At 33.9% G+C, this 15,070-nt stretch carries 11 protein-coding genes and 1 other annotated feature (1 of these 12 running past the window's edge); all 11 genes read right to left on the bottom strand.

Annotated features, from left to right (window positions below):
- Positions 1 to 65 (bottom strand) — a binding site (T-box leader) (it extends 145 nt beyond the left edge of the window).
- Positions 66 to 114: 49 nt separating this feature from the next.
- Positions 115 to 963: a pyridoxal 5'-phosphate synthase lyase subunit PdxS gene (pdxS, locus tag SPD48_RS02030; protein WP_336256383.1), complete on the bottom strand. Its 849-nt coding sequence runs from the start codon at positions 961 to 963 to the stop codon at positions 115 to 117.
- A gap of 18 nt (positions 964 to 981) precedes the next feature.
- A complete protein-coding gene (locus tag SPD48_RS02025; RefSeq protein WP_442962090.1) occupies positions 982 to 2,304 on the bottom strand; it encodes a D-alanyl-D-alanine carboxypeptidase family protein in 1,323 nt (440 codons plus the stop codon).
- A 102-nt stretch (positions 2,305 to 2,406) separates the two neighbouring features.
- Entirely contained in the window at positions 2,407 to 3,873 is a 1,467-nt protein-coding gene (gene guaB, locus SPD48_RS02020; protein WP_336256382.1) for an IMP dehydrogenase, read from the bottom strand.
- Between the two features lie 127 nt (positions 3,874 to 4,000).
- Positions 4,001 to 4,876, bottom strand: coding sequence for an HD-GYP domain-containing protein (locus tag SPD48_RS02015; RefSeq protein ID WP_336256381.1), 876 nt, complete (start codon positions 4,874 to 4,876; stop codon positions 4,001 to 4,003).
- Positions 4,877 to 4,895: 19 nt separating this feature from the next.
- Complete coding sequence (gene gyrA, locus SPD48_RS02010; RefSeq protein ID WP_442962095.1) at positions 4,896 to 7,367, bottom strand: DNA gyrase subunit A; 2,472 nt, start codon at positions 7,365 to 7,367, stop codon at positions 4,896 to 4,898.
- Positions 7,368 to 7,453: 86 nt separating this feature from the next.
- The gene (gene gyrB, locus SPD48_RS02005; RefSeq protein ID WP_442962089.1) at positions 7,454 to 9,379 is read right to left on the bottom strand and encodes a DNA topoisomerase (ATP-hydrolyzing) subunit B; all 1,926 of its coding nucleotides are present in this window, start codon (positions 9,377 to 9,379) and stop codon (positions 7,454 to 7,456) included.
- A 57-nt stretch (positions 9,380 to 9,436) separates the two neighbouring features.
- Positions 9,437 to 9,682 (bottom strand): extracellular matrix regulator RemB, encoded by a 246-nt coding sequence (gene remB / locus SPD48_RS02000; RefSeq protein WP_336256378.1) that lies wholly within the window; start codon positions 9,680 to 9,682, stop codon positions 9,437 to 9,439.
- 24 nt (positions 9,683 to 9,706) lie between these two features.
- Complete coding sequence (gene recF, locus SPD48_RS01995) at positions 9,707 to 10,822, bottom strand: DNA replication/repair protein RecF (RefSeq protein ID WP_336256377.1); 1,116 nt, start codon at positions 10,820 to 10,822, stop codon at positions 9,707 to 9,709.
- Between the two features lie 24 nt (positions 10,823 to 10,846).
- Positions 10,847 to 11,074, bottom strand: a complete 228-nt coding sequence (locus SPD48_RS01990; RefSeq protein WP_336256376.1) for an RNA-binding S4 domain-containing protein — start codon at positions 11,072 to 11,074, stop codon at positions 10,847 to 10,849.
- Positions 11,075 to 11,933: 859 nt separating this feature from the next.
- On the bottom strand, positions 11,934 to 13,070 hold the full coding sequence (gene dnaN / locus SPD48_RS01985; RefSeq protein WP_336256375.1) for a DNA polymerase III subunit beta: 1,137 nt from the start codon (positions 13,068 to 13,070) through the stop codon (positions 11,934 to 11,936).
- Positions 13,071 to 13,248: 178 nt separating this feature from the next.
- Positions 13,249 to 14,598: a chromosomal replication initiator protein DnaA gene (gene dnaA, locus SPD48_RS01980; RefSeq protein ID WP_336256374.1), complete on the bottom strand. Its 1,350-nt coding sequence runs from the start codon at positions 14,596 to 14,598 to the stop codon at positions 13,249 to 13,251.
- Positions 14,599 to 15,070 lie beyond the last annotated feature (472 nt).

Raw genomic sequence — 15,070 nt, 5'->3', positions numbered from 1 at the left:
TTACACCAACCATCGACTCTCTAGGAAAAAAGCTAGTTAATACTAATTCCTATCATTACAATTTTTATTTATCTTTTCGTTAGCATATCATAAATTGAGGGAATTGCAATTTATTTATTTACTGCGATCAGCCATGCGATCAAAGCCTTGTAACGTACTCATTTCAATTCCTTTCATCGCTGTCCCTAAATCCTTAGATAATTCTGCAATTAACTTATAATCTTGATAATTAGCTGTTGCTTCAACGATTGCTTTAGCAAATTTTTCAGGGTTGTCTGATTTAAAAATTCCAGATCCAACGAATACTCCGTCGGCCCCTAATTCCATCATTAACGCTGCGTCGGCAGGAGTTGCTACACCACCTGCTGCATAATTGATAACTGGTAAACGTCCTTGTTCACGGATTTCCATTAATACATCAAATGGAGCACTGTTGTCACGTGCAAATACCATTACTTCATCTGCACTCATAGATACCAATTGTTTAATTTCTGCATTAATCTGACGTAAATGGCGTACCGCTTCAACAATATTACCTGTTCCTGGTTCACCTTTTGTACGTAGCATTTTTGCTCCTTCACCGATACGGCGAGCAGCTTCTCCAATATTTCGGCAGCCACATACGAATGGAACTGTAAAATCAGACTTTTTAATATGGAATACATCATCCGCTGGTGTTAAAACTTCACTTTCATCAATGCAATCGACACCTAAAGATTCAAGCACACGAGCTTCTACAATATGACCGATTCTTCCTTTAGCCATTACCGGAATAGAGACTGCCTCCATAACTTCTTGTGTAATTGTCGGATCAGCCATTCTTGCTACGCCACCTTCTTTACGAATATCAGAAGGTACCCGTTCCAATGCCATAACAGCAACTGCACCAGATTGTTCAGCGATACGTGCTTGTTCGGCATTTATTACATCCATGATGACGCCGCCTCTTTTAAAATCAATCATATTAAAATCCCCCTTGAATTAAAATAAGTCCATAAATTTATGGTATAAATTGGTGAAAAACTGACCAATTGCTCCTAACATAAGCATAAACCAATTTTTCTTTTCTACATCTTGTGTTGCAATTAGATCAACAGATACTTTGTTATCACCATCTAAAATATATCCAAAATCTTCCCCATCGTCAAATACGAGCTCAGCCGTTCCAACTTTGTCACCTTTTTTAATTGGTGCAACTAGTTCACCATTTTCATTAAATGCCTTTTCATCTAAATTGTACTCAACATGATAGTTTTCTTCTGTTCCTTTTCCAATCGGTATAGATATACCTTCTTTTAATGCAACATCCACGGTCTTTTCTTTCCCTTTGGCGACAGGAACAGATGGCTCATTTTGAAGCTTATAACCAGCTTTAAAGAGTTCTACTACCTCGAATTGATTAAATCCATAATCTAATAGTTTTGCAGTTTCTTTAAATCTTTCATCTTCACTAGCAGTCTTCATAACAACTGTAATTAATCTACGATCCTTTTGTTTTGCCGTAGAAGTAAATGTAAATCCTGCTAAGTTTGTATGCCCAGTTTTTAACCCATCTACGCCTTCAAAATAGTATTGCTTTAAGTAAGTTGCATCATGTGGAAGCATCCAATTCCAGTTTTGAATCGTTTGTCCATCAAATTCAGTTTCAGGAATGCTGGAAATATCTAAAACCTCAGGATAATCAGTAACTAAATGATAAGCGAGAAGAGCTGCAGAACGAGCAGAAAGAAGATTTGTATCGTCTGCTTTTGTTCCTTCTGGATGATTACCATCCAAGGACTTATTATCTAAACCAGTTGAATTTACAAATTTAAATTCAGATAAATTCATTTCCTCAGCTTTTGCATTCATCATTTTGACAAAATCACCTTCGGAACCCGCAATCAATTCTGCAAGAGCAATCGTTGTCGCATTATCTGAATTAATAGCCATTGCTTCATATAATTCTAATACAGTATAATCTTTATTTTGTGTTAATCCTACACCCGAGAAACTGTTGTTTGCTGAAATACTGTATGCATAATCACTAATTTGAGTCGTTGTATTCCAGTCAATTTCTCCTTCTTCTATTTTTTCTAATACGATGTATTCGGTCATCATTTTAGTCATACTAGCTGGAGGTAAAGCTTCATTTTCATCTTTAGCATATAAAATTTTTCCTGTATTTACATCGACGATGATTGCAGACTCTGCTTTCGTATCAACAGTCTTCGCTTCTATTACATTTGGTTGCAATAGAAGTAAAAAGGCCAAGAAAGAAAATACGAAATAGAACCAACCTTTTTTTCTAAATATATTATTCAATTTAAATTTACCTCCATTTGATTTATAAAACACTAGCTATTTTATCACGAATTGTAAGATTAAGAAATATCTTTTTTGTTACAAATTGTTTCAATCATTTAATTAATTTAATGAATAATTTGGTGCTTCTTTCGTAATTTGGACTTCATGTGGGTGGCTTTCCTTTAATCCTGCATTCGTAATCCGAATAAATTGTGAATCTGTTCGTAATGCTTCTAAATCTTTGGAGCCGCAATATCCCATACCTGCTCGCAATCCACCTATTAATTGATCCATTGTGTTTACTAATGCGCCTTTATAAGCAACTCGTCCCTCAATACCTTCCGGGACCAGTTTTTTCACGTCATTATCATCTTGGAAATAACGATCTTTTGATCCAGACTTCATGGCACTAATTGAACCCATTCCACGGTAAACTTTATATTGTCTTCCTTGGAAAATCTCCATTTCACCTGGACTTTCAGTCGTTCCTGCAAAGAGACTACCTAGCATTACAGCATGTGCACCAGCCGCTAACGCTTTAACAACGTCTCCCGAAAATTTAATTCCACCATCCGCTATAATAGGGACACCATGTTTTTTGGCTTCTTCTGCACAATCGTAAATGGCTGTCACTTGAGGCACTCCTATTCCTGCTATGACTCGAGTTGTACAAATGGAACCTGGTCCAATTCCCACCTTTACAATATTTGCTCCTGCTTCAATCAAATCTCTAGTCGCTTCTGCTGTTGCTACATTTCCAGCAACAATATTTAAATCCGGGTACTTTTCTCTAACTTCCTTAACGGCGTTTAATACACCTTGAGAATGTCCATGGGCTGTATCAATTACAATCACATCTACATGGGCTGCTACTAACTTTTCAATTCTAGCCATTGTATCTTTTGTTACCCCTACAGCTGCACCAACCAATAAACGACCTTGGTCATCTTTTGCAGAATGAGGATATTCAATAACTTTTTCAATATCTTTAATGGTTATTAACCCTTTTAAAACACCATTTTCATCAACCAATGGTAATTTTTCAATTTTATACTTTTGTAATACTTTTTGTGCTTCTTCTAATGTTGTTCCAACTTCACCAGTTATTAAATTTTCACTCGTCATTACTTCTGAAATAAGAATCGAATAATCATCGATGAAACGAAGATCACGGTTCGTTAAAATACCGACTAATTTTTGTTCTTCTACATTATTTACAATTGGCACTCCTGAAATTCGGAACTTTGCCATTAAATGCTCCGCATCATATACCTGATGTTCAGGTGTTAAGAAAAATGGATTCGTAATAACACCACTTTCTGATCGTTTAACCTTGTCGACCAATTCAGCTTGTTCATCAATAGACATATTTTTATGAATGACACCAAAGCCGCCTTGACGTGCCATGGCGATCGCCATGTCCGCTTCCGTTACAGTATCCATTCCTGCACTGATAAAAGGTGCCTTCATATTTAATGTAGAAGATAAAGAAGTATTTATATTAACTTCCCTTGGTAGTACTTCTGATTTAGCTGGAATAAGTAATACATCATCAAATGTTAAGCCTTCTTTTGCAAATTTATCCATCTGTTTTTCCTCCTCTATTGATCTATCTCATACATAAGATGTACAATTTTCCTATACGTTATTTAAAATAATAACCTAAAGTTTTAAAAAGAAAAAAGAACTTGCCTATAAAGGCTAGCTCTTAAATCTATTCAATAAAACCTTGCAGTTCATTTACTAATGTATCAACGACTAACTTATCTAATTTATTAATCCGATAATCTTCTAATACGCTTATTATTTCTTTCGGCGAGGTTGAATATACAGTAGTAAACATATTACTTACAGCAATAATTCTTGCATACATCTTTACTTTATGTCCTTTTGACTTTGCAGGGAACCCACTTCCATCAAGATATTCATGATGTTGTAAAATAGCTATCTTAGCCTGCTGGGTTAATGTTGGTTCATTTTCAATCATTTTATATGAAAATACAGGATATTTTTGCCAAGTTGAATTTGGAAGTTTTGATTTGAATACAGATGGTTCTAATGTTGCTTTCCCACAATCACTCATTAATGCAGCAAGTCCAATTTGAAGCCAATCTTTTTTTTCAAACCCTAATTTATACGATAGATAAACAGAGATGATACTTTTTGCAATACCATTTTGAAAAAAACTATTCTGCTCGGAATTTGCAAATAATAACAGGAAAGTTTCCATATTTTGATCAATTGTTTTTTCAAACAATGGGATACAAAACTCTCTTATTTTATACATATTGACTGGTACATTATTTTGCCAACTGATAAACAATTTTTCATAGTGAAAAACAGCCTGTTCAAATTCCTCAATAAACAATTGGTTGCCATGTATTGATAAAAATCTCTGTTCATTATCTGAAGTACTACTTTGTATCCTACTAGTAGCAACTGTTACTTTATCAATTAGAAAATGCTTAATAAATTCAATATGGGTCTCTGTTAATTTTGTGTTTTTTTCAACAATTGGATTACCCGATTTACCGAGCACATCCTTTTCCAGAAGCATTCCAGGTGTTAAATGATTCACTTTAACTTCCATTTCAACGCCCCTTTACCATCTATTCTTCATCTATATCAGCTTGATCAATTCCCTTTTCAACTGTTTCATTTGTTTCGTTATCTATCTCTTTCAGCTCTTCTTCCACTTCTTCGTCCTCAGCTACTTTAGCAACAGTAGCCACTTCTTCTTTACCTTGTAATCGAATTAATCGTACTCCTTGTGTACTTCTTCCTGTCACAGGGATACCTTCAACTGGAATACGAATTAAGACACCTTGAATGGTAATTAACATTAAGTCCTCGTTACCATTGACTATCTTAACAGCAACAACATGCCCGGTTTCTTCCGTTAATCTACAAACATAGTACCCTTTACCACCACGATTTGTTTTCCTGTATTGAGTCTCTAATGTACGCTTTCCAATCCCTTTATTTGTTACATGCAAGATATACGATTCTTCGTCAATGATTTCCATAGAGACTACTTCATCATCATCTCTTAAATCAATCCCACGGACACCTGCTGCCGTTCGGCCCATTGATCGGACAACATTTTCATCAAAACGGATAATATACCCATTTTTAGTTGCAATCCCAATATCCTTTGTTCCATCCGTTAAACGAACTGAGATTAATTCATCATCGTCTCGCAGATTAATAGCTATTAAACCACCACGTCTAATATTTGCAAAATGTGGTAACGATACTCGTTTTGACAAGCCCGCTTTCGTTGTGAAAAACAAGAAGCCATTTTCATCAAATTCTCTTACCGTAATAACTGTATTAATCCATTCTTCTTTTTCAATTTGCAAAAGGTTAATTATTGGTAATCCTTTAGCAGTACGTCCAAACTCAGGAATTTCATACCCTTTAAGACGATATACTTTTCCTTTGTTTGTAAAAAATAGGACGGTATCATGGGTGGATGTTGATACTAAGTGCTCTACAAAATCATCTTCATGTGTTTCCATCCCTTGAATACCTCGTCCACCCCGATGTTGTGTTCGATAAGTAGAGGATGGTAGACGCTTGATATACCCTTTATGGGTTAATGTAATAATGATATTTTCTTCAGGAATTAAATCTTCATCTTCAAAGAAGTCGACTCCGCCCAATGCTATTTCTGTACGGCGTTCATCATTAAACTTCTCTTTAATTTCTGTTAACTCTTCTCGAATTATAGCAAGAATTTTTTCTTCATCTGCTAAAATTTCCTTTAATTCTTCAATAAGGACTAACAGATCTTTATATTCTTCTTCTATCTTTTCTCTTTCTAATCCAGTTAAACGTTGTAAACGCATGTCTAAGATTGCTTGCGCTTGTTTTTCTGATAAGTCAAAACGCTCCATTAAACCTGTACGTGCAATTTCAGTCGTTTTAGATTGGCGAATGAGTGTTATTACTTCATCCAAATGATCTAATGCAGTTCGTAAGCCTTCTAAAATATGTGCTCTTGCTTCTGCTTTATTTAAATCAAATTGGGTTCGTCTCCGGATAATATTAATTTGATGATCTAAATAATGTTGTAAACATTCTTTTAAACTAAGGACTTTTGGTTTTCCATCAACTAACGCTAATGTGTTAATTCCAAATGTAGTCTGTAATGCTGTATATTTATAAAGATTATTTAAAACGACATTCGCGTTTACATCTCGACGGATGCGCATAACAATCCGCATTCCTTCACGGTCTGATTCATCATTTAATTCGGTAATACCTTCAATTCGTTTATCACGGACTAATTCAGCTATCTTTTCTATTAATTTTGCTTTATTCACTTGATAAGGTATTTCAGTTACTAAAATAGTCGACGTTCCATTTTTGTTTTCTTGTACTTCAACTTTAGCTCGAATCGTTATTGATCCACGTCCTGTTTCATATGCTTTCCGGATTCCGCTACGTCCTAAAATTATTCCTGCAGTCGGGAAATCTGGCCCATGGATATAATTTTCCATTAATTCATCTACAGTGATGTCTGGATTTTTACTAATTGCAAGGACAGCATCTATCGCTTCACCTAGATTATGTGGCGGGATATTAGTCGCCATACCAACTGCAATACCTGATGAACCATTGACGAGCAAGTTTGGAAAACGAGCAGGTAAAAAGACTGGTTCCTTTTCCGTACTGTCATAGTTGTCTTGGTAGTCAATCGTATCTCTGTTAATATCACGAAGTAATTCCATTGATAATTTTGACATTCTAGCTTCGGTATAACGCATTGCAGCAGCCGAGTCACCGTCTACTGAACCAAAGTTTCCATGACCATCTATTAGTAAATAACGATGACTAAAATCTTGTGCCATCCGAACCATTGCATCATAAATAGATGAATCTCCATGAGGGTGATATTTCCCCATGACATCTCCGACAATACGAGCTGATTTTTTATACGGTTTATCAGAATGCATACCGGATTCATTCATTGCATATAAAATTCGACGATGTACTGGTTTTAATCCATCACGCACATCTGGTAATGCTCGTGAAACGATAACACTCATCGCATAGTCGAGGAAAGAAGTACGCATTTCTTCGCTTATGTTTATTTGTTCAACATTTGATCGTTCTTCCACTTAATAAAAACCTCCCAATCGATGAATAAAAAATAGTAGATTTATATATCTAAATTTTTTACATATTCAGCATTTTCTTCTATAAAGTCTCTTCTTGGTTCTACTTTATCACCCATTAAAATATTAAAAACTTCGTCTGCGTCTATCGCATCTTTTAATTTTACTTGTAATAATGTTCTCGTATCTGGATTCATCGTCGTTTCCCAAAGCTGGTCTGCGTTCATTTCTCCAAGACCTTTATATCTTTGTAAGTTTGGCTTTGGAGTTTGAGGAAGTTCAGATAAAAGTGAGTCTAATTGATCATCCGTGTATACATAGTGCAATGATTTTCCTTGTTTCACCTGGTATAAAGGCGGCTGTGCGATATACACATAACCATACTCAATTAATGGTCTCATAAAACGATAGAAAAATGTTAATAATAATGTTCGAATATGAGCACCATCCACATCAGCATCTGTCATTATAACAATTTTATGATAGCGAGCTTTCGTGATATCAAATTCTTCACCTATACCTGTACCAAGTGCTGTAATCATCATACGCACTTCATTATTTGATAGTATTCGGTCTAAACGTGCTTTTTCAACATTCAAAATTTTGCCTCGTAAAGGTAGAATAGCTTGAAAATGTCTATCTCGGCCTGATTTTGCTGAACCACCCGCCGAGTCACCCTCTACAATAAATAATTCGCTTATTTCGGGATCTTTTGAAGAACAATCAGATAATTTACCAGGTAAATTGGATATTTCGAGTGCGCTTTTTCGCCGAGTTAATTCACGAGCTTTCCGTGCTGCCACACGGGCACGTGATGCCATCATTCCTTTTTCAACAATGACTCTTGCGGTAGAAGGATTTTCAAAAAGAAATTTTGAGAAAGCATCGCTAAAAACAGAATCTGTAACAGAACGAGCGTCACTGTTGCCAAGCTTTGTTTTTGTCTGACCTTCAAACTGCGGATCTGTATGTTTTATAGAGACAATAGCAGTCATACCTTCCCTAACATCTTCTCCTGTTAAGTTATCGTCATCTTCTTTAAACAAATTACTTTTTCTTGCATAATCGTTTATTACTCGGGTAAGAGCAGTTCTGAATCCTGCTTCATGAGTTCCACCTTCGTACGTATGAATATTGTTCGCAAAAGAGAATAAGTTGCTAGCAAATCCATCGTTATATTGAAGGGCTACTTCTACAGAAATATCATTGTCTTCCCCCTCGGCATAGATCGGATCATGGAGAGCATCTTTTGTTCGATTCATAAACTCCACATATGATTTTATGCCACCTTCATAATAAAACGATTCTCTTTCTTTATTTTCTCTTTTATCTTCTAAAGTAATTGTCAATTTACGATTTAAAAATGCCAGTTCTCTTAAGCGATTTTTCAATGTATCATAATCATAAACTGTCGTTTCAGTAAATATCTCTGGATCAGGTTTGAAATTAATAACCGTGCCCGTCTTATCTGTGTCACCGATGACTTCAATTTGTCCTTGAGGTTCTCCTTTTCGGAATTCTAAATAATGAACTTTTCCATCACGGTGAACATATACTTTTAAATGCGTGGATAACGCATTAACTACTGAAGCACCAACACCATGTAAACCACCCGATACTTTATAACCACCGCCACCAAATTTACCTCCGGCGTGTAGAACGGTTAAAATTAATTCAACTGCGGGCTTTCCTGAGTCTTCATGAATATCGATTGGAATTCCTCTTCCGTTGTCTCTAACTGTGATACTGTTATCTTCCTCGATTATTACATCAATTTGGTCACAATATCCGGCTAAAGCTTCATCGATACTATTGTCAGTTATTTCCCAGACTAAATGATGTAGCCCCTTTTCATTCGTTGAACCAATATACATACTTGGTCTTTTTCGAACGGCTTCCAGTCCCTCTAAAACTTGTATTTGTTCTGCGTCATAAGCTTGGTTACTCATTACTTTATCTTCCATAAACATTCACCTTCATTTCTTAATTAAGGAACAGCTTGCTATAGTTAGTTTTTCTTTAGCTATTCATCCTTGCATATATAATTCATCTCGTTTCTTTAAAGTGGACGTAGAAAATGGACTATAATAAATACAATCTTCCGTAATAATGACTGACTTCGCATCCTCTTCTGATCCATGGATGGAATCTTCTTCTTTATGCTTATTAATTAATTGTCTTAATTTTGGAGAAGAATAAGTAAGTTGATAATCTAATATAATTATAATCTTTTTAGATTCAACAACATCATCATTACCAATATAAATAAACAATATTTTTCCATTCCTTTTCATTTTTTAAAATGTAATGGATCCTTGGTTAACTGAATAAATAGATGCTTCTTTTAACGTATCATGATTAATTCCGTCAACTGTTGTTGTAGATACAAATGTTTGTACTTTCCCTTGAATTGTACTTAATAAATGTGACTGTCTAAAATCATCAAGCTCACTTAACACATCATCTAAAAGTAAAATAGGATACTCATTAATTTGATCATATATAAGATCAATCTCGGCAAGTTTTAAAGACAAAGCTGTTGTACGCTGTTGTCCTTGGGAGCCGTATAATTTTACATCTTTATCATTAATATAAAAAAATAAATCATCGCGATGAGGTCCGACAAGTGTCGTTCCACGATGTATTTCATTTTTTTCAATTTTCTCTAATGCTGCATAATATTTATTCTCCAGTTTCTCCTCATCATCATCTTCTAATACTTCAATACTGGAGGAATATGCAATCCTAAGTTCTTCCTGTTCTCGACTTATTTGAAAATGGATAGGAACTGCCCATTTTCTTAATAACTGTAAAAATAAAAATCGTTTTTTTAAGATAATTGCAGCATGTTGAATAAATTGATCATTTAATACATGTAATAGTGTTGTATCTGGTTGAGCTTGCTGTTGTAGTTGTTTTAATAAATGATTTCTTTGTTTTAATATCTTTTGGTATTGAGCTAAATGGTAAATATATACCGGCTCTATCTGTCCTAATTCCATATCAATAAATCGCCTGCGGATTTGCGGAGATCCTTTGACAAGTGAAAGGTCTTCCGGGGCAAACATGACAACATTTAAGGCTCCTATATATTCACTTAATCGTTTTTGTTCTAAGCGATTTAATTTAGCCTTTTTTCCATTTTTGTGGAATATTAATTCTAATGGAATTTCTTGATTATTTCTTTTTTGAATAATTCCCGATATTTTGGCAAAATCTTTATTCCAAGAAATTAACTCACGATCATTAGATGTGCGATAGGACTTTGTGAAGGCTAATAAATAAATAGATTCTAACAGATTTGTTTTCCCCTGAGCATTTTCACCAATGATTACATTTACTTTATTATCAAATGTAATCTCAAGGTTTTCATAATTACGGTAATTTTTTAATTGCAGTTGTCGTATGAACATTTAAAATTCCTCATTTGTAATGCGTTAACTATCATTACTTTTCACAATAAATGTTTCTTCCGTTTTGAGTTTTACTACATCATTATGATAAAGCTTTCTTCCTCTTCGATGTTCTATATCTCCGTTGACATAGACACCTTCTTCATTGATATATGCTTTAATAAATCCGCCTGAATCGAACATATTGGTAAGCTTTAATAACTGATTTAAAGTAATGAATTTATCTTCTATCAAAACTTCTTCTATTTTCATTCTTCACGATTCCTTTACATATTTTTTACAACAACATAGTAATGAGGATGATAAAATTAATAAGTTTAACTTTAAATCTTCTTATAACCTATTTTACTAAAGTTTTTGCTCGATTGGAAGCTTTACCCCTCCTAAGGGTAAAATCCGCTTCAATATGCTTAAAATGAATTTTTAACAGTATAAAAAGGAGAACAAAGTGGCTGAACATAGATAAAAAATAGTTTTTAAATCAAAAATGTAAAAAAGAATAGTTAAAAAACCTTAGCTTACTCTCTAATTTGCGTAAAATACGCATCAACTTTATTAATATTTTCGGAAGCCGCTTCGGCGAAATACTTCGCTTTCACCACAGGCATAAGAGCGACATCAGTTCAAGCTACGCTACCAATCGCTTTCACTGTGTCTCCTTTACCGCAGGCACGGCCTCAGCTTCTGTAGCTTCTCGTTAACGAGAAGCTACAGGGATCTTCGGACACGTTGCTGTTCCTGCAGGAGTCTTCGTATTTTGCCTACGCTAGCATGTAAATGTTATTCAATAGACAGAAAAATTGTTTTTGTCGATTCTTAATTTCATTCAAGAATGACCATCCCAGCGGAGGAAATATGTGGAGACTCCTATGGGAGCATAGGCCTAGGTGAGACTACGTAGTGCTTAGCACATAGGAGGCCGGGCAGCCGCCCATGGAAAGCGAAGCATATTTCCGCAGCGGTAAATCATCTCATCCCTAAATTTAGTTACTACGCAGTTTCCACAATATGCAGTCTCGTTATAAAAATAAAAGAGAAATCGAACAATGGATCCAATTATAAGAATCATTGTTTGGATTTCTCTATAAGTTAAAAACTTATTTTGAATATTTTAATATGTTCGAACTGGAAGGATCAGTTGTAATATATTCTCTTCTTCAGGTGTTTTAATAACAAAAGGTCTCATAGCACCCGTAAAGTTTATCTGAACTCTCTCACTATCAATGGTTCGAAGTGTATCTAACATATATCTAGAGCTAAATGAGATTTTTAATTCTTCTCCTTCAATAGCGATAGCACCTAGTTGCTCTTTTACATTTCCAATTTCAGGAGAATTACTTGATATTTCAATACTATTTTCATTAAGTGTATCTAAGCGGATTACATTGTTCTGATCTCTGCTTGATAATAGAGCAGCCCTTTCAATTGTATGTATAAGATCTTTTGTAAATACATGGATGGTAGTTTTGCTATCATTTGGAATTAATCGGGATGTCTCAGGATAATTACCGCTTAATAGTCTTGAAAGAAAATAAATATTTTCCGTATAAAATAGTACTTGATTGTTTATTATTTCCATATGAATTGTTTCATCGTTGTTATCAAAGATTTTATTTAATTCTTGTAAACTTTTCCCGGGAACAACGATATTTGCATCTTCAAGTCGATTTTGTTCTACAGGGATTGATCTCAACGCTAACCGATGGCTATCAGTAGCAGTAAATGTTAATAACTTGTCTTCAATAGTTATATTTACTCCCGTTAATATTGGACGAGTTTCCATTGGTGATACTGCAAATACTGTTTGTCGAATTAATGTTTTTAGATCTTTGCATTGAATGTTTAACTGTTCTTCACCTTCGTTTATTGCAATATGCGGATATTCACTACTACTCTGTCCATATAATGTAAAAATTGCTTTTCCAGATGTAATGATTGTTTTAAAATTCTCTTCAACCGTTACAGTAACTATTTCTTCAGGTAATTTTTTTATTATTTCAGGAAAATGTGGAACAGGTAGAACGATAGATCCAGGAGTTATATCAGTAATAATTTCTTCATCTTCTTTATTAATTGGAATTCGTGATTGAATCGTAATATCGGAATTACTCCCTGTTAATATGATATTTGCTGGTGTTACGTCAATTTTCATTCCTGTTAAAATCGGTATAACTGTTCTGGAAGATATAGCATTTGAAACAGCTTGTATGCTGTTAAGCAAATATTTTTTCTTAATTTTAAATTTCATTGTTTTCCTCCTAGATGGAACTATATATATATTTATTTATAAATAATTAGTAATAATAGTAATAGGGCCTGTTGATATGTGGATAAGTTTGTGTAAAGCTTAAAGCTAGTCCTTTTTCTATGTTATCAACATGTGAATATTAGGTCTATAAAATATTATTTATTCACATTTGTACACATTATAGATTATTTTTTATTTCTTCAATCAATGTATTTATTTCTGCTTGAAATTCATTATCTTTTGTTAAAAGCTCATTTACTTTTTTATGTGCATGTATAACAGTAGTATGATCACGTCCACCAAATTCTTCTCCAATTTTCGGTAAAGAGAGATCGGTTAATTCTCTACTTAAATACATAGCTATTTGTCGTGGAAAGGCGATTGTTTTCGTTCTTTTTTTAGATAAAAATTCATCGACGGTTACATTGTATTTTTCAGCTATAAAAGATTGGATTCCTTTTATAGTAATTTTCTTTGGTCGATTACTAGGAATGATATCTTTTAAAGCTTCTGTAGCTAGTTTTGTATCGATATCTTGATTAACTAAAGAAGAATAGGCAATCACTCGAATTAGAGCACCTTCTAATTCTCGTATATTTGTATCAATTTGATTTGCAATATATAACATGACTTCATTTGATATATCGTTAAGACCTTCTGCTTTTGCTTTCTTAGTAAGTATCGCAATCCTTGTCTCCAAATCAGGAGGGGAAATGTCGGTAATTAGTCCCCATTCAAATCGAGAACGTAAGCGATCTTCTAGAGTTGGTATTTCTTTTGGTGGACGATCACTTGAAATAATAATTTGTTTATTCTCTTCATGTAACGTATTGAATGTATGGAAAAATTCTTCTTGCGTTTGTTCTTTTCCAGCTAAAAATTGAATATCATCAACGAGTAAAATATCTACATTACGGTATTTATTACGAAAGTTTTCTGCTTTATTGTCCATAATAGAATTAATGAATTCATTCGTAAATTTTTCAGAGGACAAATAAATAACCTTTCGATCTGGATGGTATTCTCTAACATAATGACCGATTGCATGCATTAAATGCGTCTTTCCAAGTCCAACTCCACCGTATATAAATAATGGGTTATAGGACTTAGCAGGTGCTTCAGCGACTGCTAGAGATGCTGCATGAGCAAAGCGGTTTGCTGCACCAACAACAAAAGTATCGAAAGTGTATTTAGGATTTAACATATTTTGAATATCATCGGGGCTCGATTCCTTTGATTTCATTTCTTTTTTAACATCCGGTTCATCATTGCTTTGATGCTCATCAATTATTTCAAATTTTACAGAGAGTTCTGTACCAGTCATTTCAAATAAAAGAGTATCAATTACATCTGTGTATCGTTGATCCAACCAATTTTTAGTAAATTCATTCGGAACAGAAATTATTAATATATTGTCCTGTAAACTTTTTACAGTTGTCTGACTTAACCATGTATCATAACTTGGTTTGCTTATTTTAGACTTCATCTCATTTAGTATGTACTGCCATAATTCCTCTATGTTATCCAAGGGTTACACCTCTTTATATCATTAAAATAACTAGTTATAAGTGTAAAAATCCTTTCGCTAATTCTCTTAGAGTTGAGAAAGAAGGAAAGGAAATATAGTTTTTTATTTCAATTTATTTAAGATTCTTTATTTTGTTGCAACCAAAATTTAGCTGTGAATAACATTTTTAAATTATACAGTTTTCGTTGTATAAGGGACTTATTCACAATGTGGTTTTAAATATAAACAGAAGAAAGAAAATGTTAACATTTTATCCACAGCTTGGGGATAAGTTTATTGTTGATTAAAGTTATTAACATGTGGAAGCATTATAAGAATATCAAAATTTGCTAGATTATGCAATGTTTTTTATATAGTTATCCATATATTATTCATCTTGGGTATAAAAATTATCAACAACTGTTATTTTTGTGGTTAACTTGTCGATAATTGTAGAAAATTCACCTTGTTGATATTATATGATGTTAAAAGT

The sequence above is a fragment of the Pseudogracilibacillus sp. SE30717A genome, assembly GCF_037071985.1.
Lineage (GTDB): Bacteria > Bacillota > Bacilli > Bacillales > Amphibacillaceae > Pseudogracilibacillus.
Note: the sequence above shows the minus strand (reverse complement) of the source record. Positions and strands in the feature narration are given on the sequence as shown.

Bases quoted from the DNA above. Each gene is read 5' to 3' on its own strand.
- SPD48_RS01990 (WP_336256376.1), bottom strand. From the start codon at position 11,074: ATGAAAATAGAAGAAGTTTTGATAGAAGATAAATTCATTACTTTAAAT.
- dnaN (WP_336256375.1), bottom strand. From the start codon at position 13,070: ATGAAATTTAAAATTAAGAAAAAATATTTGCTTAACAGCATACAAGCT.
- pdxS (WP_336256383.1), bottom strand. From the start codon at position 963: ATGATTGATTTTAAAAGAGGCGGCGTCATCATGGATGTAATAAATGCC.
- SPD48_RS02015 (WP_336256381.1), bottom strand. From the start codon at position 4,876: ATGGAAGTTAAAGTGAATCATTTAACACCTGGAATGCTTCTGGAAAAG.
- gyrA (WP_442962095.1), bottom strand. From the start codon at position 7,367: ATGCGTACTTCTTTCCTCGACTATGCGATGAGTGTTATCGTTTCACGA.
- guaB (WP_336256382.1), bottom strand. From the start codon at position 3,873: ATGGATAAATTTGCAAAAGAAGGCTTAACATTTGATGATGTATTACTT.
- recF (WP_336256377.1), bottom strand. From the start codon at position 10,822: ATGTTCATACGACAACTGCAATTAAAAAATTACCGTAATTATGAAAAC.
- gyrB (WP_442962089.1), bottom strand. From the start codon at position 9,379: ATGTTTATGGAAGATAAAGTAATGAGTAACCAAGCTTATGACGCAGAA.